21 protein-coding genes are annotated in these 25,583 nt (G+C 73.1%); 16 read left to right on the forward strand and 5 right to left on the reverse strand.

The features are described 5' to 3' along the window. Positions 1-196: 196 nt before the first annotated feature. The 5 genes from ACWGKU_RS08055 to ACWGKU_RS08075 all read left to right on the forward strand — a co-directional run bounded on the left by ACWGKU_RS08055 (position 197) and on the right by ACWGKU_RS08075 (position 4,785). The gene (locus tag ACWGKU_RS08055) at positions 197-1,645 is read left to right on the forward strand and encodes a sensor histidine kinase (RefSeq protein ID WP_401049158.1); all 1,449 of its coding nucleotides are present in this window, start codon (positions 197-199) and stop codon (positions 1,643-1,645) included. Then, a complete protein-coding gene (locus ACWGKU_RS08060) occupies positions 1,597-2,244 on the forward strand; it encodes a response regulator (RefSeq protein WP_380538753.1) in 648 nt (215 codons plus the stop codon). Before ACWGKU_RS08055 ends, ACWGKU_RS08060 begins: the two co-directional genes overlap by 49 nt. 348 nt (positions 2,245-2,592) lie before the next feature. Next, on the forward strand, positions 2,593-3,636 hold the full coding sequence (locus tag ACWGKU_RS08065) for an isopenicillin N synthase family dioxygenase (protein WP_359900096.1): 1,044 nt from the start codon (positions 2,593-2,595) through the stop codon (positions 3,634-3,636). Between the two features lie 149 nt (positions 3,637-3,785). Next, on the forward strand, positions 3,786-3,914 hold the full coding sequence (locus ACWGKU_RS08070; protein ID WP_452177214.1) for a hypothetical protein: 129 nt from the start codon (positions 3,786-3,788) through the stop codon (positions 3,912-3,914). Positions 3,915-3,999: 85 nt separating this feature from the next. Beyond that, positions 4,000-4,785, forward strand: a complete 786-nt coding sequence (locus tag ACWGKU_RS08075) for a MerR family transcriptional regulator (RefSeq protein WP_452177215.1) — start codon at positions 4,000-4,002, stop codon at positions 4,783-4,785. 78 nt (positions 4,786-4,863) lie between these two features. On the opposite strand, the gene ACWGKU_RS08080 is transcribed toward ACWGKU_RS08075, so the two are convergent. From ACWGKU_RS08080 to ACWGKU_RS08095, 4 genes are all read right to left on the reverse strand, one after another. Continuing rightward, entirely contained in the window at positions 4,864-7,041 is a 2,178-nt protein-coding gene (locus ACWGKU_RS08080; protein WP_452177216.1) for a 3-hydroxyacyl-CoA dehydrogenase NAD-binding domain-containing protein, read from the reverse strand. An 89-nt stretch (positions 7,042-7,130) separates the two neighbouring features. Continuing rightward, a complete protein-coding gene (locus ACWGKU_RS08085; RefSeq protein ID WP_359900090.1) occupies positions 7,131-8,345 on the reverse strand; it encodes an acetyl-CoA C-acetyltransferase in 1,215 nt (404 codons plus the stop codon). 72 nt (positions 8,346-8,417) lie between these two features. Then, positions 8,418-9,560 carry an acyl-CoA dehydrogenase family protein gene (locus ACWGKU_RS08090; RefSeq protein ID WP_452177217.1) on the reverse strand — a complete coding sequence of 381 codons (1,143 nt, stop codon included), beginning with the start codon at positions 9,558-9,560 and terminating at the stop codon, positions 8,418-8,420. 2 nt (positions 9,561-9,562) lie between these two features. Continuing rightward, positions 9,563-10,786 carry a CaiB/BaiF CoA transferase family protein gene (locus ACWGKU_RS08095; protein WP_452177218.1) on the reverse strand — a complete coding sequence of 408 codons (1,224 nt, stop codon included), beginning with the start codon at positions 10,784-10,786 and terminating at the stop codon, positions 9,563-9,565. A gap of 258 nt (positions 10,787-11,044) precedes the next feature. On the opposite strand from ACWGKU_RS08095, the gene ACWGKU_RS08100 reads away from it, so the two are divergent. The 10 genes from ACWGKU_RS08100 (at position 11,045) to ACWGKU_RS08145 (ending at position 22,082) form a co-directional block, all read left to right on the forward strand. Then, on the forward strand, positions 11,045-11,521 hold the full coding sequence (locus ACWGKU_RS08100; protein ID WP_401052528.1) for a hypothetical protein: 477 nt from the start codon (positions 11,045-11,047) through the stop codon (positions 11,519-11,521). A 21-nt stretch (positions 11,522-11,542) separates the two neighbouring features. After that, on the forward strand, positions 11,543-13,654 hold the full coding sequence (locus ACWGKU_RS08105) for a hypothetical protein (RefSeq protein ID WP_452177219.1): 2,112 nt from the start codon (positions 11,543-11,545) through the stop codon (positions 13,652-13,654). A 4-nt stretch (positions 13,655-13,658) separates the two neighbouring features. Then, the gene (locus ACWGKU_RS08110; protein WP_401052534.1) at positions 13,659-14,717 is read left to right on the forward strand and encodes a hypothetical protein; all 1,059 of its coding nucleotides are present in this window, start codon (positions 13,659-13,661) and stop codon (positions 14,715-14,717) included. Positions 14,718-14,760: 43 nt separating this feature from the next. After that, positions 14,761-15,819: a hypothetical protein gene (locus ACWGKU_RS08115; RefSeq protein ID WP_452177220.1), complete on the forward strand. Its 1,059-nt coding sequence runs from the start codon at positions 14,761-14,763 to the stop codon at positions 15,817-15,819. 88 nt (positions 15,820-15,907) lie between these two features. Next, on the forward strand, positions 15,908-16,471 hold the full coding sequence (locus ACWGKU_RS08120; RefSeq protein WP_452177221.1) for a GNAT family N-acetyltransferase: 564 nt from the start codon (positions 15,908-15,910) through the stop codon (positions 16,469-16,471). 81 nt (positions 16,472-16,552) lie between these two features. Next, the gene (locus ACWGKU_RS08125; RefSeq protein WP_401049566.1) at positions 16,553-17,530 is read left to right on the forward strand and encodes a hypothetical protein; all 978 of its coding nucleotides are present in this window, start codon (positions 16,553-16,555) and stop codon (positions 17,528-17,530) included. Continuing rightward, the gene (locus ACWGKU_RS08130) at positions 17,527-18,795 is read left to right on the forward strand and encodes a sensor histidine kinase (protein WP_401049568.1); all 1,269 of its coding nucleotides are present in this window, start codon (positions 17,527-17,529) and stop codon (positions 18,793-18,795) included. Before ACWGKU_RS08125 ends, ACWGKU_RS08130 begins: the two co-directional genes overlap by 4 nt. Further along, positions 18,792-19,511, forward strand: a complete 720-nt coding sequence (locus ACWGKU_RS08135) for a response regulator (protein WP_401049570.1) — start codon at positions 18,792-18,794, stop codon at positions 19,509-19,511. The genes ACWGKU_RS08130 and ACWGKU_RS08135 overlap by 4 nt, the downstream gene beginning before the upstream one ends. Before the next feature lie 137 nt (positions 19,512-19,648). Beyond that, a complete protein-coding gene (locus tag ACWGKU_RS08140) occupies positions 19,649-20,299 on the forward strand; it encodes a Pr6Pr family membrane protein (protein ID WP_452177222.1) in 651 nt (216 codons plus the stop codon). Between the two features lie 283 nt (positions 20,300-20,582). Continuing rightward, entirely contained in the window at positions 20,583-22,082 is a 1,500-nt protein-coding gene (locus tag ACWGKU_RS08145) for a S41 family peptidase (RefSeq protein WP_452177223.1), read from the forward strand. 30 nt (positions 22,083-22,112) lie between these two features. Here the strand turns inward: ACWGKU_RS08145 and ACWGKU_RS08150 are convergent, their stop codons facing one another. Next, entirely contained in the window at positions 22,113-23,726 is a 1,614-nt protein-coding gene (locus tag ACWGKU_RS08150; protein WP_452177224.1) for an ABC-F family ATP-binding cassette domain-containing protein, read from the reverse strand. Positions 23,727-24,298: 572 nt separating this feature from the next. Here ACWGKU_RS08150 and ACWGKU_RS08155 point away from each other — a divergent pair. After that, positions 24,299-25,513 carry a trypsin-like serine peptidase gene (locus tag ACWGKU_RS08155; RefSeq protein ID WP_401051437.1) on the forward strand — a complete coding sequence of 405 codons (1,215 nt, stop codon included), beginning with the start codon at positions 24,299-24,301 and terminating at the stop codon, positions 25,511-25,513. Positions 25,514-25,583: the final 70 nt, after the last annotated feature.

Genomic DNA, 25,583 nt, shown 5'->3' on the forward strand with positions numbered 1-25,583 from the left:
CGGGGTGTATCCAGATACACCCCGAACTGGGTGTTCAGGCCTAGAGCGCCGGGCGACCCGGACGGGCAGACTGACCCATCGAAAGATCGAAACCGGGGTCCGCGGGGCTTCGGGGCGACGGCTTCGGGTCCGCCGCTCCGGGCCCGCGGCTCCGAGGTCCCCGGACGGGGGCCGCGGAAGGGAGAGGGGGCGCGTCATGAACGCGGGAGTGCTGGAAGAACTGGCCCTGAGGGTCGGCCGGGCGTGCGCGGACGGGGTGCGGGCCTGGTACGCGGCGACGCTGGCCGTGACGGGCTTCCTCGCGCTGCTGGCGGGGCCGGTCCTGCTGGCCTCCGCGCTGTTCGGACCGGACGAGCCCCTGGACCTCCACCCGGGCGGACCGCTGATCCTGCTGGTGCCGATGGGGCCGGTCGCCCTCTGGGCGCTCTGCTGGGCCACCGGGGGCGGCGGCCGGGCGGTCGGCGCCGCGCTGTTCGCCCCGGGGGCGATAGCGCTGCTGGCGACGCACCTCTACGGGGGTGCCGCGCCCGGCGGCCGGTCCGGCTCGCTCTGGCTGGCGCCCTCCCTGCTGGTGCTCGGGCTGTTCGGGGCCCGCTGGGGCGCGACGGAGAGCAGGCGGACGGTCGGGAAGTGGAGCGGGCGGCCGATCCCGGTGCCGTACCGTCGGCCGGTCGGGGCCGGGCCCTGGCGACGGCTGCGCACCGGCGGCTGGCTCACCGACCCGGCGATCTGGCGGGACTTCGCCTGGACCCTGCTCACCGGCGCCGCCGTGCTGCTCACCGCCGCGATCGTCCTGCTGACCCCGGTCGCCCTGGAGGTCTTCGGCCGGAACGGCCGGTTCTTCGCCCTGGGCGTCGTCTACGCGATGGGTCTGACCGTCGCCCCGTTGGCCGTGCTGTGGGCCGCCCCACCGGTCCTGCGGTTCCACGAGAAGGCCGCCCGGGCCCTGCTCGGGCCCTCCCGGCGGGCCGAGCTCGCCCGCCGGGTCAGCCACCTCGCGCGGACCAGGGCGGACACCATCGACGCCGGCGCGGCCGAGCTGCGCCGGATCGAACGGGACCTGCACGACGGGGCACAGGCCCGGCTGGTGGCCCTGGGCATGCTGCTGACCGTGGCCGAGCAGCTGAAGGACGATCCGGACGCCCTCGGGCCGCTGCTGGCCGAGGCCCGGCTGTCCTCGGTGAAGGCGCTGGGCGAGCTGCGGGACCTGGTCCGCGGCATCCACCCCCCGGTGCTCGCCGACCGCGGCCTGGCCGACGCGGTTCGGGCGACGGCGCTGGACATGCCGCTGCCGGTCGGCTTCAGCGGCGACCTGCCCGGCCGGGTATCCGCCCCGGTGGAGTCGGCGGCCTACTTCGCGGTGACGGAGCTGCTGGCCAACGTGGTCAAGCACGCCGGGGCCTCGCAGGTGTGGATCGAGATAGGGCACAGTGACGGGCTGTTGCGGATATCGGTCACCGACGACGGGCGCGGCGGCGCCGACTCGTCCCGGGGAACCGGCCTCAGCGGAACCGAACGCCGACTGGCCGCCTTCGACGGGGTGCTCGCGATCAGCAGCCCGTCCGGCGGGCCGACCATTGTGAACCTGGAGATCCCGTGCGCGTTGTCATCGCCGAAGACCTCTTCCTCCTCCGGGACGGCCTGACCCGGCTGCTGGAGGCCAACGGCATGAAGGTCACCGCGGCGGTGGAGGACGGAGAGCAGCTGCTCGCCGCGGTGGCCGCGGACCGCCCCGACATCGCCGTGGTCGACGTCCGGTTGCCGCCGGGCTTCACGGACGAGGGGCTGCGGGCCGCGCTCGCGGCCCGCCGGGCCCACCCGGGCCTGCCCGTCCTGGTGCTGTCGCAGTTCGTGGAGCAGCTCTACGCGCGCGAGCTGCTCGCCGGCAGCACCGGCGGGATCGGCTACCTGCTCAAGGACCGGGTGATGGACGGCACCCAGTTCATCGACGCCGTCCGGCGGGTCGCCCAGGGCGGCACCGTCATGGATCCGGAGGTGATCACCCGACTGCTCACCCACAACTCCTCGGCCGGCCCGGTCTCCACCCTCTCGCCGCGCGAGCGGCAGGTGCTGGCGCTGATGGCGGAGGGCCGGTCCAACGCGGCGATCGCCCAGCAGCTGGTGATCACCGAGCGGGCGGTCGCCAAGCACACCGCGTCGATCTTCGTCCGGCTCGACCTCCAGCCCTCCGATGACGACAACCGTCGGGTCCTGGCCGTCCTGGCCTACCTCAACAACTCCTGAAAGGAGCCGCCATCGCCCGCGCTCGGCACCCACTCCGCACAACTTGATAGATCACCGACAAGTGGCGAGTTGCCCTCCGCTGCACGGGGCTCGCCTGCTCCAGAACGGGTCAATTAGGCTGGTGAGGTGCTCATCCTTGTTCGCCGCCGCCACGTGGACCTGCTCCGCGTGACGACCATGTCCTGTCGACGCTCCGGCTGAACCTCGCGCCACCCACCCTCACCGGCGACCCCTGCCCGGCCGCCACCACCTCCCGGCTCCCCGAGCACCCGCCGCACCAGGCGCTGCTCCGGCCGTCCCCGGTCGACCACCGGGACCAGCCGGGACGAGACCCAGCGGATGTCACACATGACGCAGCAGTACACGCCCATATCCGAGACCGGCACCGACTCCGCCCCGGCGGACGCCCTCCCGGTGATCGACCTGTCGCTCGCCGACGGCAGCCCGGAGGACCGTCGCCGCCTGCACGACGAGCTCCGCGACGCGGCCACCGGCGTCGGCTTCTTCCAGCTCGTCGGCCACGGTGTCACCCCGGACGAGACCACCGCACTCGCCCGGGCCATGCGCGCCTTCTTCGCACTCCCCGAGGCCGACCGGCTCGCCGTGAGCAACCTCAACTCCCCCCACTACCGGGGCTACACCCGCACCGGCGACGAGCGCACCGGCGGCAGCCAGGACTGGCGCGACCAACTGGACATCGGCGCCGAGCTGCCCCCGCACGTCCCCGGCACCGGCGAGCCCCCGTACTGGTGGCTGGAGGGGCCCAACCAGTGGCCCGAGGCGCTCCCCGAGCTGCGCACCGCCGCGCTCGGCTGGATCGACCACCTCGGCGGGGTCGCCCGCCGCCTGCTGCACGAGCTGCTCACCGCGATCGGCGCCCGCCCCGACTTCTACGACGAGGCCTTCGCGGGCCACCCCCACCTGCGCCTCAAGCTGGTCCGCTACCCCGGCAGCGCCCCGGACGGCACCGGCCAGGGCGTCGGCACCCACAAGGACTACGGCTTCATCACCCTGCTGCTGCAGGACACCGTCGGCGGCCTCCAGGTCGAGCGTGCGGACGGCACCTTCCTGGACGTCCCGCCGCTCGACGGCGCCTTCGTCGTCAACCTCGGCGAGCTGCTGGAGGTGGCCACGGACGGTTACCTCAAGGCCACCAGCCACCGCGTGGTCAGCCCACCCGGCGCCCGCGAGCGCTTCTCGGTGCCGTTCTTCTACAACCCCCGCCTCGACGCCCACATCGAGCCGCTCGACTTCCCGCTCGCCCACCACGCCCCCGGCGCCACCGAGGACCCGGCCAACCCGCTCTTCGCCGACTTCGGCCTCAACGAGTGGAAGGGCTACACCAGGGCCCACCCCGAAGTCACCCGCCGCCACCACGCCGCCCTCGCCTGACCCACAGGGCGCGGAGCCCGCACCGCGCCGATGCTCCCCACCGGCAGCCCGCCGGCCCAGCGCTGTCGGAGCGGCGGCAAGACCGACACGGTCGACACGACCGACATCACGTAGAGGATCGCCGGCAGCGCCCCGAGGCGGAGACGAGCGTGCTCACCGAGGCCCTGGTGGACGTCGGACTGCTCGTCTCCCCCGCGCCCCGCCGGTACGCCTACCCCCACGACCTGCTCCGCCGCTACGCCCGCGGCCTCGCCACCGGACGCCGACCGCCCTCCTGAGCCGGTGCACCGATGGACCCGGGGCGACGGGCACTGTCACACTGCTGCTGTCACAGCAGGAGTGTGCCAGCGCGGGAGGCGGCGGGTGGGGGAGCACGGCGGGGTGGGGGTCGGGTTGCGGCTGACGGTGGACGAGCTGGCGGCGCGGGCCGGAGTGACGGTGCGGACGGTGCGGTTCTACGGGACGAAGGGGCTGCTGCCGCCGCCGGAACTGGGGCCGCGGCGGGTGGGGCTGTACGGGGCGGCGCACCTGGACCGGCTGGAGCTGATCGAGGAGTTGCAGCGGCAGGGGCTGACGCTGGCGGCGATCGAGCGGTACCTGGCGCGGTTGCCGCAGGACAGCTCACCGCTGGACCTGGCGATCCACCGTGCGCTGGTGGCGTCCTGGACGCCGGAGGCCCCGGAGGAGGCCACCAGGGCTCAGCTGGAGCGGCGGGCCGGGCGGGGGCTGACGGAGGAGCAGGTCGGGCGGCTCGCCGCGATGGGGGCGCTGGAGCGGACGGGGGATCCGGAGGTGTTCCGGGTGGATCCCGGACTGCTGCCGCTGGGCGTGCGGATCCTGGACGTGCCGATCCCGTTGGAGACGCTGCTGGCCGCCCGGTCGGTGGTCGTGGAGCACAGCCGGGCGACGGCCCGGGAGTTGCAGCGGCTGTTCCGCGAGACGGTGTGGAAGCCGTACCGGGAGAGCGAGCCCGCGCCCCAGGAGCTGGCCCGGATGCGGGCGCTGACGGACCACATCCAGCCGATGGTGGCGCAGGCGCTGGTCACGGCCTTCCAGCGGTACCTGCGGGAGGAACTGGGCGAGGAACTGCGCCAGGAGCAAGGGCAGGAACAGGAGCAGGTACAGGCCCAGGAGCAGGTACAGGCGTAGGGGTACGGGTAGGGGCGGAGGCCCGGTGGGGCCGTGCGGCGCACGGCCCCACCGGGATCCGAGCAGGTCGGCGGCCGGTCAGTCCGTGAAGGTCCTGCCCTCGGCCGCCACCCGCTCCAGCAGCGCCGGGGGCGCGAACCGCTCGCCGTACGCGGCGGCGAGTTCGCGGGCGCGGGCCGCGAAGCCGGCCGGGCCGCCCTCGTAGCCGTTGATGTACTGGAACACGCCGCCCGTCCAGGCCGGGAAGCCGATGCCGAGGATCGAGCCGACGTTGGCGTCGGCGACCGAGGTCAGCACGCCCTCCTCCAGGCAGCGCACCGAGTCCAGCGCCTCGCTGAACAGCATCCGCTCCTTGAGGTCCTCGAAGGGGACGTCCGCCGCCCCTGCGGGGAAGTGCTCCAGCAGCCCCGGCCAGAGCCGCCCGCGCCTGCCGTCCTCGCCGTACTCGTAGAAGCCCGCGCCACCGCTGCGTCCGGGGCGGCCGAACTCGTCGACCATCCGGTCGACCACCGCGTCCGCCGGGTGCGGCGTCCAGGTGCCGCCGACGGCCTCGACCGAGCGCCGGTACTCGTCCCGGATCTTGCGCGGCAGGGTGAGCGTGAGCTCGTCCATCAGGGAGAGCACCTTGGCGGGGTAGCCGGCTTGGGCGGCGGCCTGCTCGATGCTGGACGGGTGGACGCCCTCGCCGACCATGGCGACGCCCTCGTTGAGGAACTGGCCGATCACCCGCGAGGTGAAGAAGCCGCGCGAGTCGTTGACCACGATCGGGGTCCGGTCGATCTGCCGGACCAGGTCGAAGGCGCGGGCCAGCGCCTCGTCCCCGGTCCGCGGGCCGCGGATGATCTCGACCAGCCGCATCTTGTCGACCGGCGAGAAGAAGTGCAGCCCGATGAAGTCGCCCTGGCGCTCGACGCCTTCGGCGAGCACGCCGATCGGCAGGGTGGAGGTGTTGGAGCAGAGCAGCGCGTCGGCGTCGACCACGCCCTCGATCTCCCGGAACACCTTGTGCTTGAGCTCGGTGTTCTCGAAGACGGCCTCGATCACCGCGTCGCAGCCGGCCAGGTCGGCGGCCTCGGCGGTGGGGGTGATCCGGGCCAGCAGCTCGTCGCGCCCGGCCTCGGTGGAGCGCCCGCGCGCGACGGCCTTGTTCAGCAGCCCCTCGGAGTAGGCCTTTCCGCGTTCGGCGGCCTCGACGCTGACGTCCTTGAGCACGACGTCGATGCCGGCCTTGGCGCAGGCGTAGGCGATGCCCGCGCCCATCATCCCGGCGCCGAGCACCGCGACCTTGCGGACCGGCCGCTTCTCGACGTCCTTCGGGCGTCCGGCGCCGGAGTTGACCGCCTGCATGTCGAAGAACAGCGCCTGGATCATGTTCTTGCTGGTCTGTCCGCAGACCAGCTCGGTGAAGTAGCGGGCCTCGACGGACATCGCGGTGTCGACGTCCACCTGGGCGCTCTCCACGGCGGCGGCCAGGACGTTGCGCGGGGCCGGGTAGGGCGCGCCGTTCAGCTGCTTGCGCAGGTTGGCCGGGAAGGCGGGGAGGTTGGCCGCGAAGGCCGGGGTGGCCGGGGTGCCGCCGGGGATCCGGTAGCCCTTGACGTCCCAGGGCTGGACGGCGCTCGGGTTGGCCTCGATCCAGGCGCGCGCCCGGGCGGCCAGCTCCTCGGAGGTGTCGACCAGTTCGTGCACCAGTCCGTGCTCCAGCGCCTGCGCCGGACGGTACTGGCGGCCCTGGAGCAGGAACTTCAGCAGGGCGTCGGTGATGCCGAACAGCCGGACCGTACGGACCACGCCACCGCCGCCCGGCAGCAGGCCGAGGGTCACCTCGGGCAGGCCGATCCGGCCGGCGGGGGTGTTCAGCGCGATCCGGTGGTGGCAGGCGAGGGCGATCTCCAGACCGCCGCCGAGCGCGCTGCCGTTGAGCGCGGCGACGACCGGCTTGCCGAGGGTCTCCAGCGTGCGCAGCGAGCGCTTGATCCGCATCGACTTCTCGAAGACGGCCGCGGCGTCCTCGGGGCGGGCGGCGGAGAGCATCCGCAGGTCTCCCCCGGCGAAGAAGGTCTTCTTGCCGGAGGTGATCACCACGCCGCGCAGCGCGTCCGAGGACGCCAGGGCAGCCAGCCGCGCGACGACGGTCTCGAAGTCGGCGGCGAAGGCCTCGTTCATGGTGTTGACGGACTGGGCGGGGTCGTCGAGGACGAGGGTGACCACGCCGTCCTGGTCCTGCTCCCAGCGGATGGTGGTGGTGTCGCTCATGGGTTCACGGTCTCCAGGTCTACCGGTCTGCGGAGGAGGTGCCACGCCCGGCGTGTCCCAGGAGGGGTGGCGGCGGGCGACGGGCGGGCTCAGATGCGCTCGACGATGGTGGCGATGCCCATGCCGCCGCCCACGCAGAGGGTGATCAGGCCGTAGCGCAGGTCGCGCCGCTCCAGTTCGTCGATCACGGTGCCGAGCAGCATCGCGCCGGTGGCGCCGAGCGGGTGGCCGAGCGCGATCGCGCCGCCGTTGACGTTCACCTGGTCGTGGCGGAAGCCGAGTTCGCGGATGAAGCGGAGCGCGACCGCGGCGAAGGCCTCGTTGATCTCGACCAGGTCGATGTCGGCGGCGGTGAGCCCGGCCTTGGCGAGCGCCTTGTGGGTGGCCGGGGCGGGGCCGGTGAGCATGATGGTCGGCTCGGAGCCGGAGACGGCCGCGGAGACGATCCGGGCGCGCGGGCGCAGCCCGTACCGTTCGCCGACCTCGCGGTTGCCGATGGCCACCAGCGCCGCGCCGTCCACGATGCCGGAGGAGTTGCCCGCGTGGTGGACGTGGTCGATGGCCTCGACCCAGTGGTACTTCTGGAGGGCGACGGCGTCGAAGCCGCCGGCCTCGCCGATGGCGGCGAAGGAGGGCTTGAGGCCGGCCAGGGTCTCGACGGTGGTGCCGGGGCGGATGAACTCGTCGCGTTCCAGCACGACCAGGCCGTTGCGGTCGCGCACCGGGACGACCGAGCGGTCGAACAGGCCGTCCGCCTGGGCCTTGGCGGCGCGGGCCTGGGACTCGGCGGCGAAGGCGTCCACGTCGGTGCGGGAGAGGCCCTCGATGGTGGCGATGAGGTCGGCGCCGATGCCCTGGGGGGCGAAATTGGTCTCGTAGGCGGTCATCGGGTCGGCGAACCAGGCACCGCCGTCGGAGGCCATCTTCACCCGGGACATCGACTCCACGCCGCCGGCCAGGACGAGGTCCTCCCAGCCGGAACGGACCTTGGCGGCGGCCAGGTTGACGGCTTCCAGGCCGGAGGCGCAGAAGCGGTTCTCCTGGACGCCGGCGACGGTGTCGGGCAGGCCGGCCGCGATGGCGGCGATCCGGGCGATGTCGGAGCCCTGGTCGCCGACCGGGCTGACCACGCCGAGCACGATGTCGTCGATCGCGGCCGGGTCCAGCCCGGGGTAGCGGTTGCGCAGTTCGTGGATCAGTCCGACGACCAGGTCGATCGGCTTGGTGCCGTGCAGCGAGCCGGAGGCCTTGCCCCGGCCGCGCGGGGTGCGGATCGCGTCGTAGACGTACGCTTCGGTGGTCACGGTGGAACGCCTTTCAGCGGGTTTCGGGGCAGGGGGTGAGCGGGGTCGCCCAAAAGCTCGGGGGTGGAACGGTCAGCCGAGGAGGGAACGGCCGACGATCTCCTTCATGATCTCGGTGGTGCCGCCGTAGATGGTCTGGATGCGGCCGTCGGTGAACGCCCGGGCGACCGGGAACTCGCTCATGTAGCCGTAGCCGCCGTGCAGTTGGAGGCAGCGGTCGGCGGTGCGCTTCTGCAGCTCGGTGGCCCACCACTTGGCCATCGAGGCGTCCGTCGGGGTGAGCGCCCAGCGGTCGTGCTCGGTGATGCAGCGGTCCACGAAGGCCCGGGTGACGGCGCACTCGGTGGCCAGTTCGGCGATCTCGAAGCGGACGTGCTGGAGCTTGGCGAGCGGACGGCCGAAGGCCTCGCGCTGCTTGACGTAGTCGGTGGTGATCTCGACCAGGTACTCGGCGCCGGCGATCGCCGCGGCGGCGATGGTGAGCCGCTCCTGGGCGAGGTTCTGCATCAGGTGGACGAAGCCGCCGTTGAGTTCGCCGATCAGGTTCTCCTTCGGCACCCGGACGTCCTCGAAGAACAACTCGGCGGTGTCCTGGGCCTTCTGGCCGATCTTGTCGAGGTTGCGGCCGCGCTCGAAGCCGGGCGTTCCGCGCTCGACGGCCAGCAGGCTCAGCCCGTGCGCGCCGCCCTCGGGGGTGGTGCGGGCGACCACGATCACCAGGTCGGCGAGGATGCCGTTGGAGATGAAGGTCTTGGCGCCGTTGAGCAGGTAGTGGTCCCCCTCGTCGACCGCCTGGGTGCGGATGCCCTGGAGGTCGGAGCCGGTGCCGGGCTCGGTCATCGCGATCGCGGTGATCAGCTCGCCCGAGCAGAATCCGGGCAGCCAGCGGCGCTTCTGCTCCTCGGTGGCGAGCGAGGTGAGGTACGGGCCGATGATGTCGTTGTGCAGGCCGATCGCCAGGCCGGAGGCGCCGGCCCGGGCGAACTCCTCGGCCAGCACCGCGGCGTAGCGGAAGTCCGGTGTTCCGCCGCCGCCGTACTCCTCGGGGACGGCGAGGCCGAGCAGGCCCTGGCGGCCGGCCGCGAGCCAGGCGGAGCGGTCGACGATGCCGGCCTTCTCCCAGCGGTCGTAGTGCGGCAGCACCTCCTTGGCCAGGAAGGCCCGCACAGTGGCCCGGAAGTCGTCGTGCTGCTCGGTGAAGATCTCGCGCTGCAACGCTACTCTCCTTGCTCTGCCGAAGGGTTGGGGGACGGGATGCCGGGGCCGAGTGGCGGGACGCCGGGTTCCGGGGAGGGGGCGCCGGGTTCCAGGGAGGGGACGCCCCAGTCGCGGGCCACCTCGCCGGTGTCCGCGCCCGGGCGGGCCGGCGGGCGGCGCAGGGCGCCGGGGGTCGCGGAGAAGCGCGGGGCCGGGGCGGGCTGGGTGACACCGTCCGCCTCGACGTACGTCCCGCGCGCCGACAGGTGTCCGTCCACGGCGGCCTGACGCATCGTCAGCACCGGTTCCACGCAGGCGTCCGAGCCCGCGAAGACGGCCTCCCACTCGGCCCTGGTCCGGGTGGCGAAGCGGGCGGCGATCAGGGCCCGCAGCTCGGGCCAGCGGGCCGGGTCGTACTGGCCGGGCGCGTCCGGGCCCAGCTCCAGCAGCCGGGCGAACTCGGCGTAGAAGCGCGGCTCCAGCGCGCCGACGGCCAGGTGCCCGCCGTCGGCCGCCCGGTAGAGCGCGTAGAACGGCGCGCCGCCGTCGAGCAGGTTGACGCCCCGGCGGTCCTGCCAGTGACCGGCCGCCAGCAGGCCCCACAGCATGCTGCCGAGGTGCGCCGCGCCGTCCACGATCGCGGCGTCCACCACCTGGCCCGTGCCGGTGGCCCGGGCGTGGTGCAGACCGGCGAGCAGGCCGACGGCCAGGTAGAGCGAGCCGCCCGCGTAGTCGCCCAGCAGGTTGGCCGGGATGCCGGGGGCCTCCTCGGCCCCGCCCGGCGCGGCCACCATCCCGAGCACCCCGGCGACCGCCGCGTACCCGAGGTCGTGCCCGGCGGTCGCCGCCCTGGGGCCGTGCTGCCCCCAGCCGGTCATCCGCCCGTACACCAGCGCCGGATTGCGCGCCAGGCACACCTCCGGCCCGACGCCGAGGCGCTCCGCGACACCGGGCCGGTAGCCCTCGATCAGCAGGTCCGCCCGCTCGACCAGGTCCAGCACCCGCCCGGGGCCCTCGGGGGACTTCAGGTCGATCAGCACCGAGCGCTTGTTGCGGTTGCTGAGGTCGTACGCCGGATCGATGCCGAGCGGCGAGGGCTCCGGCCGGTCCACCCGCACCACGTCCGCCCCGAGGTCCCCCAGCAGCATCGCCGCGAAGGGCCCCGGCCCGATCCCGGCGAGCTCCACCACCCGCACACCCGCCAGCGGCCCCCCGGCCTCCGGCGCACCGCTCGCGTCACCCACTGGCAGCTGAACCCTTCCCGACGGGTTTGACAGTAAAGCTGTAACACTCGGGATGATAGGCAAGCGACTCGCCGGTAACAAGACCTCCGCCCTCGCGCCGAACCGCCAATTCCCCCTCGGCCGCGCCCCGCTGAGACCGGCCACTCCCCGCACACCCGGAATGACGGAGGGTGGGTCAGTGCACTGACGGTGCCCCCCTGTACGGTCGTCATGCCGCAGGGGAGCGGCCGCATCGCCGAATGGGGAGGATTTCCGCACATGGGTAGCCCGAACTTCGTCACGGGACCGGTCGCACCGGCCAAGGACCCGATGCCGGGCCCGGCGTCCACGTACGCCGCGAAGTCGCCGTACGCCAATCCGGCACAGCCGAGCGACACCACCGTGCCGCCGCTCCCCCTCATGCCGCCCGGCAAGGCCACCACCCGGCTGGACACCCCGTACGAGCTCACCGCCTCGGCCGCGATAGCCCGCCAGATCGCCACCGACCTCGACAACGCCAACGGCAAGGCGGGCGCGGGCGCGCACAGCCTCACCGAGTACGCGAGCACCGCGTCGACCAGGATCCGCGGCTTCTCCTTCGGCGGCGCCCTCACCGGCAGCACCGAACGCTGGCTGCAGCAGTGCAAGACCCTGCACGGCAAGCTCGGCAGCGCCGCCAACAACCTCGACCGGACACAGCAGTACTACCAGTCCAACGAAGCCGCCATCGCCGCCGGCTTCCGTCCGGGTCGGTAGAAGGCAAGGGGGAACGAAGAGATGGTGTCCTTCAAGGAACTGCACGAAGCCGACTTCTCCGGGGTGAACGAGGCCGCCGAGGCCTGGGCCGGCGTGGCCAAGGCCCTCACCTCCATGGACGGCCGGGTCGCCAAGGACCTCACCAGCACCGCCCAGCGGGCCGGCTGGACGGGCGACGCCGCCGACGAGGCGACCAAGGCGATGCAGGGCATCGACGGCGACTTCAAGCAGGCCTCGGCCGTCGCCACCGCCCTCGCCGCGATCATGAAGACCGCCGCCGAGGACTTCGCCGCCGCCCGCCGCGACCTCGACACGGCACTCCACGACGCCCAGGCCGACACCACCCTGAGCGTCACCGCGGACGGTGCGGTCAACTGGACCGTACCGAAGGAGTCACGGAACGACCCCGAGGCCGAACGCACCATCCGGGCCAACGCCCAGGCGCTGTCGGACCGGCTCGGCAAGGCCGTCGCGAAGGCCACCGCCGCCGACCAGCGGGCCACCGTCGACCTCCAGGCCGACATCGGCACCAGCACCACCGCCTTCAACCCCACCCCGGGCGGCGCCGGTCCGGTCGCCGACGCCAAGCGGGCCACGGACCTGATGTCCAAGGCCGGCAGCCTCTCCGACGACCAGCTCAAGCAGCTGCAGGCCCTGATGGCCGCCAACGCGGAGAACAAGGACTTCTCCACCACCCTGCTCAACGGCCTCAACGCCGGCGGCAAGACCGGCCCCGAGGCCCTGCTGGAGTACAGCAAGGTCTACGACGGCCTCGCCCACGGCAACCACAACGCCGCGGGCTACCAGGACGTCTACAAGAACCTGTCCGTCGCCCTCGCCAGCGCCACCCGCGACGGCGGGATGGGCAAGGAGTGGGAGGACCGGCTCTTCGCGGCGGCCCGCCGCCCCGGCGGCTCGGCGGCGGGGTGGAACGACAACTACCCGGCACTGACCTCGCTGATGGAGGCGAAGGGGGACTTCGACAAGGCCTTCGTGCGCAGGGTCGGCACCGACCTGCTCGACTTCGAGGCCTCCAGCAAGGTCAAGGGCGAGGAACTGTGGGGCCCCGGCTGGATCGACGACCCCCGGAAGGGCGACCCTCTGGCCCCGCTGCTGAGGATGATGAAGGGCGACGTGGCGACGACCCAGGAATTCCTCGACCCGAGCAAGAACCAGAACCTCGTCCACCTGCTCAAGGACCGTACCTGGCTCGACGAGGGCCAGGAGGGCAGGCTCCCCCAGAGCGTCCTGCGCGACACCTCCCACCGGATGTTCGCGGAGATGCTGGAGTCCGCCGCGACCGGTCACGGCCCCGGCCAGCCGCCAGTACGCCCGCACGACGCGACGATGACGCGGATCATGGACACCGCGCTCTCCACCTTGGGCGGGGACAAGGCGGGCAACGAGAACGCCATGTACTCGGGGCTCCGCCGCCCCATGGCCACCATGGTCAGCGAGTACGTCGCCGACACCCACGACATCCTCAGCAAGGACCTTCCCGGCCCCTCCGAACCCGGTGGATTGAGCACCACTCGCGAGCAGTTGCTCCGGGTGATCCGCGGCACCGCCGAGGATCCGGAGTCGTACGCCCTGATCCATCTGGCCGAGACCCAGGAGGTGGCCCGGCGGATGGCCGAGTACGGACCGGAGGCGTTCAGGGACGTCAACGGCCGGCCGGATCCGAAGTTCGAAGGCCTCGTCAACCAAGCCGGCAAGGCGCTCGGCGCACTCGACGCCGTCCAGGCGGACACCATCACCGACCACAAGTCCGACGAGCAGTTCAAGGTCAACTGGAAAGCGAAGATGGACTACCACTACGTCGGCACGGTGGCGAATATGCTGCCGGGCGCCAGCTGGCTGCCGGTGGGTGACATAGCCCAGCGCTACGTCGATGTCGCCACGTCCGAATGGGCGGCCAAGGTCAACTCGGAGATCGACACCAAGGCGCAGGGCGACCTGAGCAAGCTCTACACCATGGGCCAGTCCCAGGTGCAGGCCATGCTCATGGAGAAGGCCCACCAGTTCGGTGTGCCGGATCGCGACCTCCTTCTCGGTCAACTGGCGGACTCGGCGAACGTCCACTACCAGACGTCGATCACCCAGGCCCACACCGCGGCCTTCGGAAAGGGGTGATCGCATGACGGAAGGACAGCAGGAGGTCTCCAAGGGGCTGGTCGACAAGGCCGACGCCGCGCTCGACCGGAAGGGGTTCACCACCTGGCCGCTGCGGGCCCGGGCGGCGGTCACCATGGTGGCGGTGGCGGCGGTCGCGGCCGGAGTGGGGGCTTTCCTCGCGGACAACCTGAGCAACACGTTCGGGCCGGACAGCGTGTGCGACGGTGCGGTGAGCTCGGCGGCCTTGAACGACGCGCTCGGGTCCGGCCCCGTCGGCAGCGAGACGAACGGTGCCTGGCAGTCGCCCAGTGGCGGAGCGTTCTGTACGGCAACGGTGAGCCACGGGATGTTCGGCGGCCACCGGGCCGTCTTCGTGCAGGTCCTTCAGGCCGACGACCTCGGCCCTTACCAGGCCGAATCGGGAGACCGGCTGTTCGCGGCCTCGGCGAACGGCGGCGCGACCGGGGCAGCTCGCGACGACCGGGCCTGGGCACTCCTCCCCGAGGGGTGCGGCAACGGGTTGCGGGTCGAGGTCAAGTCGGGCGGCCCCGACGGGCCCGGCTCCGGGAAGCTCGCCCGCCTCGCCGTGGCGGCGGCCAACGGCCTCGCCGCGGACAAGGGATGCGGAAAGTCGCTCCCCGCTCCGCACGAGCTGTCACAGCCCGGGCAGGAGCACGAGCTGAATCCGGCCTCGATCTGCGGCCTGCCCGGGTTCACGGCCTCCGGTGCGGCCGGGGGCAAGGGCTACAAGGAGAACGTGAACACCGCGTTCGACCCTTTGTGGGTCTGCCGGATCAGCACGGACCAGGGCCGTTCCGCGATCTCCTTCTCCATCGGAACCGAGCCCCGGGTTCGCGGCCCGCTCTCCGAGAAGGACGCGTCGCCGGCGTTCGGCCGCTCGCGTTGGGCGGGCTCCCCCATGACGCAGAGGGAGGTGGTGGCGACCTGCCAGGGCAAGCCGACCTACTTCCGGATGGACTCCGACATCACCGTCCGGGAACCGTTTCCGGACACCACCGAGACCTGGAAGCAGTTCCTCGCCGCCGGGGGCAAGGCGATCGGCTGCGAGCCGATCGTCTGACCGGTCCGACCAATCGCACAGCAGACGAGGGGGCAAGCACACGATGGGAAGCGAAGGCGTGGACAAGGCCTCCGCAGGCCTCGCCGGGCACGTCGACGCGGCGCTCGACCGGCGGGGGTTCACCACCCGCGCCCTGCGCGTGCGGGCCGGGGTCGTGACATTGGCGGTGGCGGCGACGGCGGTTGGCCTGGGGATCGGCGGGTGGGCTCTGTTGCGGGACGACATGACCAACGACTACGGCCCAAAGAGCGTGTGCGACGGCACGGTGAGTTCGCAGGCGCTGAACGACGCGCTCGGGGCGGGCAAGGTCAGCGCCGAGCCGTACAGCAGCGTCACGGCGACATGCACCGTGATGGTGGCCGGCGGGATGTTCGGCGACGATCGGCACGTCATGGTGTCCTTCGGCCAGAGCAAGGACATCTTCCACCTCCCGATCGCTTCCGGCGCCCGGACGTTCGCCGCCTCGGCGAACGGCGGCGCGGTCGGTGCCGTCCGCGACTCGGAGGCCTGGGCGTTGCTCCCCGCGGACTGTCCCAACGGGCTGTGGGTCCAGGTCAGCGCCTATGGCGGCGGCCAGTTCGACCCCCTGAAGCTCGCCCGGCTCGCCGTGTCGACGGCCAATCGCACGGCGGACCAGCGCGGCTGCGGCAGGACGCCGCTGCCCGCCCTGCGCGAGCTGACCCCGGCGAGCACCGAGCGGGAACTCGACGGCGACGCCGTCTGCGGCCTGCCGGGGATCACCGTCCTGCGCGCCGCCGACAAGCGCTACAAGGAGGCCGTGACCGTCGGGTCCGATCCGCTGTGGACGTGCGAGATCACGCCGGACGGCGATCACGAGGGCACCTCCGCCCTCGTCATCGCCACCGAGCCCCGGCTCCGGCCGGACGCCGCCGACCGGGACACCTCGCCGGCATTCGGCCGAGCCCGCTGGGCGGGTTCCCTTCCCCGGGACGAGATCGTGGTGACCTGCCACGGTCGCCCCACCTACTTCCGGATCGGTACGGTCAGGCAACTCGGACGCCTGTTCTCCACCTCCGACGAGGCCTGGAAGCAGTTCCTCACCGTCGGGGGCGAGGCGGTCGGCTGCGAGCCGATCCTGTAGGGGGTGGGCGGGCGGAAATGGGTGGGCGGGTGGTGTGGTAATGGCCTATCTTGCCTTAGACCTATTACGCTAGACACGGGGAAGCGCCATGACCACCACTACCGACCACGCCGACCGAAGCTCCCGCACGATCGTCGCCGTCTCCGAGCGGCTGGTGCTGACGCGGCCCCAGGAGGGGGACCTGGAGGCGGTGTTCGCGATCCACGGGGATCCGGAGACCAACCGGTACAACCCGAACGGGCCGCAGCGGGACATCGCCCAGGCGCAGGAGATGCTGGACGGGTTCGTCGCCGACTGGGTGCGGGACGGGGTGGGGTACTGCGCCGTCGCCACCCGGGAGGACCCGGGGGCGGTGATCGGGTTCGCCGGGCTCTACCTGCACACCCTGGACGGGGAGCGGGTGTTCAACCTCTACTACCGGTTCCGGCCGTTCGCCTGGGGCAAGGGGTACGCGGCGGAGGCGGCCCGGGCGGCGATGGCCGAGGGGCTGCCGCGCCACCCCGGCATCCCGGTGATCGCCCTGATCCACGCGGACAACCTGCCCTCGCGCCGGCTCGCCGAGCGGCTCGGGCTGGTCGCCGACCCGGACGGCCGCACCGACGAGGAGGACCGGGTGATCCACCGGATGGCCCCGGCCCTCGCACCGGCCTGAGCCGGAGATCCCCCGCCGGGGGGAGCGGGATCGCACCGTGGGCGGAGGCCCCGGGGCGGGGCCCGGCGGGACGGTGGGGGCATGAGGATCAACGAGCACGCGGTGCGGACCGGGGCGGCGTGGACGGCGGTGGCGGCGACCGGGCCGTACCTGACGCTGAAGCTGCTCTGGCTGACCGGGCACCCGGTGGGGTCGGACGCCCCCGGTGAGATGGACCGGCTGTGGCTGGTGAACCTGCTGACCTTCGGCATGGACGCGATCGCCGTGGCGCTGGCGCTGGCGTTCGCCCGGCCGTGGGGGCGGCGGGCACCGGCCGGACTGGTGGCGTTCCCGATGTGGGTGGCGACCGGGCTGCTCGGCACGATCCTGATCGCACTGCCGCTGTACCTGCTGAGCGTCCTGGTGCTCGGGCCGGAGCACGGCGACCCGGACGACAAGGGCATCGGCGACTGGGTCTTCCTCGTCGTGTACGGCGGCTTCGCCGTCCAGGGCCTCGCCCTGCTCACCGCCTTCGCCCTGTACGCCCGACAGCGCTGGGCCGGGCTGCTGCGGGAGCGGATCGGTGACCTGCCCGGCTCCCCCACCCTGACCGTGCAGCGCGTCCTCGCCTGCGTCGCCGCGCTGCTCGCCGCGGGCGTCGCGGCGGTCCGCGCCTACTGGGCACTCGGCGGCACCGCCGGACTTCCGCGGGACATGGCCGAGGCCCGGAGCCGGGGCGTGGCGGTGATGGACGGGGTGGCCGCGGTGATGGCGGTGGCCGCGGCGGCGGCGCTGCTGGTCCTGGTCTTCCGGATCCGGCCGGGGCGCCGGGTGCTCGGGCCGCTGCTGGTGGTGTGGACGGCGGCCGGCTCGCTGTTCGGCTGGGGCGGCTGGCAGCTGGTGGCCTTCGGGGTGACGACGACCCGGGTGACCGAACTGCGGACGGCCGTGCCAGGGCTGACACCCCTGGTGCAGAGCGCCCAGGTGGTGGCCTCGGTGCTGGTCCTGGCGGTCGGGGCGACGGCGTTGACCGAATGGGGCGCCCGCCGGCGCGCCGCTGCCGTAGAGTCGCGCGGGTGATCACGGGGGTGGGCCGCCGGTTGCGGCGTGCGGCGGGGGCCGCGCTGGGGCGTCGGGCCCGCCTGCGCTGGGTGCACCTGGTGCTGGGCGGCGCGCTGCTGATGCCGTACTGGATGCTGTCGGTGGTGCTGTACGGGGCGCTCGACCCGGACCAGTCACCCGCCCGCCAACTGCTGATGTACGTCCTGTCGTTGCTCACCTCGCTGCCGATGGCCGCGGTCACCGCGCTGGTGCCGACGGTGCGGGGCCTGGAGGGCGCGGCCGCGCGGGCGCTGTGCGCGGTGGCCCGGCCGGAGGACCTCGCCACCGGACCGGCCCGCTCCTGGACCGCCCGCCGACGCACCGCGCTCTGGTACGTGCTGCACGTCCTGTTCGGCGGGGTGGTCGCCGGGATGACGCTGGCCGGCACCCCCTTCGCGGTGGTCCTGGTCCTCGGCTTCGCGGGGACCAGGGAGTTCGTCCGGATGTGGGAGCGGCACTTCCCCGGCTGGCTGGTCACCGGCCCGGCCCTCGGCCTCGGCGTGCTGCTGCTGATCGTCGGCACCAACGCCGCCTGCGGGGCGCTGCTCGCCCGCTGGGCGCCCGTCCTGCTCGGCCCGACCCCCGAGGAGCGGGTGGCCGCCGCCGAGCGCCGGGCCACCGTGCTCGCCCAGCGCAACCGGCTGGCCCGCGAGCTGCACGACTCGGTCGGGCACGCGCTCAGCGCCGTCGGCATCCAGGCCTCGGCCGCCGCCCGGGTGCTGCGCAGCAACCCGGACTTCGCCGCCGAGGCGCTCGCGGCGATCGAGGAGACCGCCCGGGGCGCCGTCGCCGAACTCGACGCCGTCCTCGGGCTGTTGCGCGAGGAGGACCCGGAGGCCGCCGAGCCGTCCGGGCCCACCCTCGGCGGGCTCGACGACCTGCTGCGCCAGCTCGGCCGGGCCGGGGTCGCGGTGGACGGCGAGCTGGCGCCCGGGCTGGGCGACCTGCCCGCGGCGGTCTCCCGCGAGGCGTACCGGATCGTGCAGGAGGGCCTGACCAATGTGCTGCGGCACGCCGGGCCCGCGCCGGCCAGGCTCCGGGTCGGGCTGGCCGGCGACCGGCTGGAGATCGAGCTGACCAACCCGCTCGGCCCCGCCCGGCCGAGCCGCCCCGGCGGCGGACGCGGACTGCGCGGGATCGCGGAACGGGCGGCGGCCCTGCACGGCGGCAGCACGGCGGGGCCCGGCGAGGACGGAACGACGTGGCGGCTGGCCGTCTGGCTGCCGGTGGGAGGGACGACGTGAACGAGCACGAAGGTGCGGACGAAGGCGTGGGCCGGGCCGCGGACAGCATCCGGGTGGTGATCGCGGACGACGAGCGGCTGGTCCGCCTGGGCCTGCGGGTGGTGATCGACAGCGAACCGGGCCTCACCGTGGTCGGCGAGGCCGCCGACGGCGCCGAGGTCGTCCCGCTGGTGCGCGAACTGCGCCCCGACGTGGTGCTGATGGACGTCCGGATGCCCGGCATCGACGGCATCCGGGCCACCGAACAGCTCGTCAACGGGATGGCCGCGCCGCCGCGCATCCTGGTCGTCACCACCTTCGAGCACGACGACCACGTGTACGACGCGCTGCGCGCGGGCGCCGCCGGGTTCCTCCTGAAGCGGGCCCGGGCGGAGGAGATGGTGCAGGCGGTGCGGCTGGTCGCGCGCGGCGACTCGCTGCTGTTCCCGGCGGCCGTCCGCGAACTCGCGCTGCGCCACGGCGCGGACCGGCGCCGGGAGGCCGAGCGGGCGGACCGGGCGGGCCGGGGGCCGATCCGGCGGCTGACCGAGCGGGAGGGCCAGGTGTTGCGACTGATGGCCACCGGGCTCAGCAACGGCGAGATCGCACGGCAACTGGTGGTGAGCCCGGAGACGGTGAAGACGCACGTCGGCAGCGTGCTGGCCAAGCTGGGCGCCCGGGACCGCACCCAGGCGGTCATCGCGGCGTACGAGTCGGGCTTCGTGCTGCCGGGCTGACACCCGCTCAAACCGCTTCCTCGGCGCCGCGCAAATCGAACGTGGATTCCACCCGATCGTCACCAGCGAGTAGAGTGCGGTTTTCCCCCGAAAACCTCCGATACCTCCCGTATCGCCTGGAACGAACTGGTGGCCGCATGACTGTCCGGACCCGGCCCGCGCTGTGGTGGCGCATGGGCATCGTGCTCTCGGCGGGCCTCGGCCTGATCCTCGGAACCGCGCCGCTGGTCTACTTCACCGTGCAGAGCAACGTGATCGTGTTCGGCTACTTCATCGGCGCGGTGTACTGGATGCTCAAGCGCGGCACCGTGGACGCGCCCGCGCCCCGGCTGCGCGGCGCCGCCACGCTGTACATCCTGATCACCGGGCTGGTCTCGCACATCCTGCTCGAACACGGCGCCAACCCGCTGCCCGGGCTGGTGAGCGGGCCGGACAGGCTGGCGCACTGGTCGTCGTTCTTCCTGCACTACGTGACGCCGGGCATGGTGATCGTCGACTGGCTGGTGCTCAAGCCCCGCAACGCCGCGGCCTGGAAGGACATACCGCTCTGGCTGGGCTTCCCGCTCGGCTACGCGGCGATCGTGCTCGCCCGCAACGCGCTGTTCGACGACTACCCGATGCCCTACCCCTACTTCTTCTTCGACCCGACCACCAAGGGCTACGGCTACGTCTGGGGCCAGATCGCCCTGCTGACCGTCGAGTTCGTGGTGCTCGCCGCCCTCGTCGTCGGACTGGACCGGCTCGGGACCCGGATCGCGGGCCGGCTGCGGCCCGCGCCGCAGGCCTGACGCCCGTCCGCCGCAGAGACCTTCAGCCTCGGCGACCTTCAGCCACGGAGACCTTCAGCCTCGGCGAACTCCTGCCCGACGGCGCACCGGTCCGCTGTCGAGACCACCGGGGACCATTCCTCCCGGCCCCGGATGGGCCCTGAGGAGGAAGCGGATGGGCCCGCAGGAGGAAGCGGGTGCGGCTCGCCGGATGACGCCCCGACGGTGGGCCCGCCCTAGCGTCGGCCGGGAGCGGTGGCGGAGGGGTTCCGCGGGGGAGACCGGGGTTCGGCGGAGGCCGGAGATGACACGCAGGAGCACGGGCAGGGCGGCGGCCGCGGCGGTGGCGCTCGCGGCGGCGGTGGGGTTGGCGGCGCCGGGGGCGGCCGCGGCCCAGGAAGGGCGGGCGAACCCGCTGGACGGGGTCTGGCGGACGGAGGGCTACGGCCTGCTGGTCGCGGTCTCCGGGGACCGGCTCACCACCTACGACGTGACGGCGCACAGCTGCGTGCCGGGGTGGATCACCGGGACGCGGACCGCGGCACCCGGACCGGACGGCACCACCCGCTACGGCATGGGCGACAACGCCCTGACGCTCACCCCCCGGGGCCGGAACCGAGCGGTGGAGCACGAGGAGGGCGGGGTCGGCAGCAAGACGCTCAACCGTCTGGACGCCCTGCCGCCGCTGTGCGCCACGCCGGCTGCGAACGACCCGCTCGCGGTCTTCGACCGGTTCTGGGAGAACTTCGAGGAGAACTACCCCTTCTTCGCCGCCAAGGGCATCGACTGGCACGCCGTCCGGGACGAGAAGCGGCGCACGATCACCCCGACGACGACCGTCGACCAGTTGCAGGCCGTCCTCGTGGACATGCTCCGCCCGCTCGGCGACGCCCACACCTCACTGGCCCGGGTGGTCGACGGGCACCCCGAGTTGGTCTTCGGCGGGCAGCGGCCCGGGTCGACCGAGGAGACCGAGGAGCTGGCCGCCCGCGCCCGGCAGGCCTCGGCCGCCCGGCTCACCGGTCCGGAGCAGCCTTTCGCCAACGGCCGGCTCGGCGTGGGCCGGCTCCCCGACGGCATCGGCTACCTCCGGGTGAGCAGCTTCGGCAGGTACGCCGCGGGCGGCCACCAGAGCCAGCTCGACGAGCTGGACCGCGCGCTGGACGCCCTGCTGGCCGGCCCGGACCGCCCGGCCGGACTGGTCGTCGACGTGCGGCTGAACGGCGGCGGCTCGGACGCGCTCGGGCTGCACATCGCCGCCCGGCTCACCGACCGCCCCTACGTCGCCTACCGGAAGGTGGCGCGCAACGACCCGGCCGACCCGGCGAAGTTCACCCGGCCCGAGCCGGTCACCGTGCACCCCTCGGCGGGCACGCGCTTCAACGGCCCGGTGGCGGTGCTCACCTCCTCGATCTCCACCAGTGCGGCGGAGACCTTCACCCAGGCCATGATGGGCCGCTCCCCCAAGGTGCTGCGGGTCGGCGAGAACACCCAGGGCGTCTTCTCCGACGTGATGATCAAGAAGCTCTCGCCGGACCTGATGGTCGGCCTGCCGAACGAGAAGTACCTCACCCGGAACGGCGGCACCTTCGACGGACCGGGCATCCCGCCGAACGTCCGCACCCCGGTGTTCACCCCGGACGAGCTGGCCGTGCTCAGGGACTCGGCCCTGAGCACGGCCCGCCGGATGCTCGTCGAGGACGCCCGGGGCCGACAGGACGCCCGGGGCCGACAGGACACCCAGGGCCGGCAGGACGCCCAGGGCAACCGGGCCGACCAGGGCGCCCAGGGCGACCGGGAGTAACAACGGCAGGCACGGCAGCGATGCCAGGCGCTACATCGGCTCCACCGCCCGCAGTTCGCCGTCCAGCTCCAGCCACCGGGTGAGCCCCAGGCCGCGCAGGAACGGCAGGTCGTGGCTGGCCACGATCAGCGCCCCCCGGTAGGCGGCCAGCGCCTGGGTGAGCTGGCGGACGCTGGCGAGGTCCAGGTTGTTGGTCGGCTCGTCGAGCAGCAGCAACTGCGGCGGCGGGTCGGCCAGCAGCAGGGCGGCCAGTGTCGCGCGGAAGCGCTCGCCGCCCGAGAGGGTGGCGGCGGGCCGGTCGGCCCGGGCCCCGCGGAACAGGAAGCGGGCGAGCCGGGCGCGGACCGCGTTGTCCCCGGTGCCGGGGGCGAACAGCTTGACGTTCTCCACGACCGAGCGCTCGTCGTCCAGCAGGTCGAGCCGCTGCGGGAGGTACCGCAGCGGCACCGGGGTGATGACCTCCCCCGCCAGCGGGGCGAGTTCGCCCGCGATGGTGCGCAGCAGGGTGGACTTGCCGGCGCCGTTGCGGCCGACCAGGGCGATCCGCTCGGGCCCGCGCAGGTCGAGGTCGGCGGTGGCGCCGTAGGGCAGCCGGACCTTGTCCAGGGTGAGCACGGTACGGCCGGCCGGGACGGCGGTGCGCGGCAGGTCGATCCGGATCTCGGCGTCGTCCCGCACCGCCTCCTCGGCCACGCCGAGCCGCGCCCTGGCCTCCTCCAGTCGCTCGGTGTGCATGCCCTGGAGGCGGCCGGCCGTCTCCTGGCCCTTGCGCTTGAGCATCCCGGCGAAGATGTGCGGGTCGTTGCGGGTGACCGAGCGCTTCTTGCCGTACGCGGCGCTGCGGTCCAGCCGGACGCGGGCCTCGGCCAAGTCCCGCTTCTGGCGCTGGACGTCGGCCTCGGCGTTGCGCAGCAGCCGCTCGGCCGTCTCCTGCTGGGCCGCGAGGGTGCGTTCGTAGTCGTCGAAGTCGCCGCCGTACCAGGTGACTTCGCCGTCCCGAAGGTCGGCGATCCGGTCGACGTGCCGGAGCAGTTCGCGGTCGTGGCTGACGATCAGCATCACGCCGTTCCAGCCGGCCACCGTCTCGTAGAGCCGCTCGCGGGCGGCCCGGTCGAGGTTGTTGGTGGGCTCGTCGAGCAGCAGGACGTCGGGGCGGGCCATCAGCAGGGCGGCCAGCCGCAGCAGCACCACCTCGCCGCCGGAGAGTTCGCCGGTGGTGCGGTCGAGGCCGAGGCGGTGGAGGCCGAGCCGGTCGAGGGTGGCGCGGGCGCGCTCCTCGACGTCCCAGTCGTCGCCGATCACGTCGAAGTGGCGCTGGTCGGTGTCGCCGGACTCGATGGCGTGCAGGGCCTCGCGGGCGCCGCGGACGCCGAGCGCCTCGTCCACCCGCAATGTGGTGTCGAGCGTCAGTCCCTGTGGCAGGTAGCCGAGTTCGCCGTCGACCCGGACGGTGCCGCCGGTGGGGGTGAGCTCGCCGGCGATCAGCCGCATCAGGGTGGACTTGCCGGCGCCGTTGAGACCGATCAGGCCGGTGCGGCCGGGGCCGACGGCGAGCTGGAAGCCGTCCAGGACGGGCTTGCCGTCGGGCCACTCGAACGAGAGCTCGGTGCAGAGGACGGCGGTGGTGGTGGGTTGGTGTGCCATACAGGCCTCCCGGGGTGGTTGCCGAAGGGGTGGTGAGCAACACGGGGAGACACCGCGGGTGCGGAACCGGGGACGGCCGGAGGAGAACGAAGGGGTGGCGTCACGAAGAGGAGCGCCACGGGCCGTGACTGAGGTCGCACACTCGCGCACCGCGCAACGGCAGCAGGGCCTGCGCGGCGGGGGCGGTGTCCCGGGACCTCAGTAGAGCAACGGCCTTCTCCTTGTCTGGCTGATGACCCGGACCACGTTAGGCAGCCCGTACGCCACCCGCAACCGATTTACCGGCCCCGAGGCCGCGGCGGGGACGCACCCCCGACGGAGGTCGCGGCGGGGACCCGGCCCCGACGGAGGTCGCGGCGGGGACCCGGCCCCGACGAAGGTCCGACGGGGACCCGGCGGGGACCCGGTGCCGATCCGGTGCCGATCCGGTGCCGTCCCCGTCCCGGTCAGGGGCGGATGTCAGGAGTCCCCCGGCCGCATGGCAGACTCCTCACCTGCCATGCCGGCGGCCGAAGCGGGCCGCACCCGGGGATCGGGTCGCATGGCGGTAGTCAACAGGGGGATTTGAACTCATGTCACCGATATCCCGGCCGGGCCGTGCCGTCCTGGGCGCCTCCGTCGCCGCGCTGACCATGGTGGTCGCCACCGCGTGCGGCCCCGACAACGCCGATCCGGCCGTGACCGCGGCTCCCAGCGTCGCGGCCAGCGCCGCCGGCACCCCGGGCGCGGCGCCGATCAAGCTTCCGACGCTCGAAGAGCTGAAGACCTGGAAGCTGGAGGACTGGGACAAGTGGGCCCAGGCGAACGTGATCACCCCGGCGGTCAAGGGCTACTGGACCCTGCAGAAGCTGCTGGAGGCCAAGCCGAAGCCGCTGCCCCAGCCCGCCCCGGAGGCGACCCAGCCGCCCGCGCAGCCCACCGGCGCCGCGTCGGCCACCAGCGCGCCCACCGCCGCCCAGCCCACCGCGGCCCAGCCGGGCGGCGGCGCGGACCAGCTGCCCGCTGTGGTCCCGGCCAAGCCCGTGGCGCACCCGTTCCCGAAGAACATGCACGTCAACGGCAAGATCTTCTTCAAGGACGGCAACGAGGACTACGTGTGCTCCGGCACCGTCGTCTCCGACCCGGCCAACCCGGGCAAGAGCAACCTGGTGTGGACCGCCAGCCACTGCCTGCACGGCGGCAAGGGCAACAAGTACTACACCGACATCACCTTCGCCCCGGCCTTCAACAGCAACGGCGTGCTGAGCAACGGCAACAAGCAGGCCAAGCTGGAGGACGCCGAGCCGTACGGCGAGTGGACCGCCACCTCCGGCATGGTCTCGCCGCAGTGGGCCGGCGAGGCCGACCCGGAGAAGGGCGGCCCGTGGAGCCAGTACGACTTCGGCATCATCAAGGTCTCCAACCCCAACCCGGGCGGCAAGTCGCTGGAGGAGACCGTCGGCGGTTCCGTCCCGCTCTGGTTCAACGCCCCGCGTGACCAGGTCGGCGCCGTCAGCAACTACGGCTTCCCCGAGGGCAAGCCCTTCGACGGCGTGGAGCTGGAGCACTGCGACGGCGGCAAGCCGTCCAAGAAGACCGGCGACCCGAGCCGCCCGGCGATGCTGCTGATCGGCTGCAACATGACCGGCGGCAGCAGCGGCGGCGGCTGGTACGCGACCAAGGACGGCAAGCCGGCGCTGGTCAGCGACACCTCCATCGGCAACGGCGCGAACACCTACGAGGCCGGTCCGTACCTGGAGGACGTGGCCCAGCACATGTTCGAGTACTTCTCGAAGAAGGCCAAGTGATCAAGGCCCGGTGATCAGGGCCGGGTGATCAGGGGGCCGCGGCAGGACTGCCGCGGCCCCCGCTTTTTCC

This window comes from Kitasatospora sp. NPDC054768 (assembly GCF_053612025.1).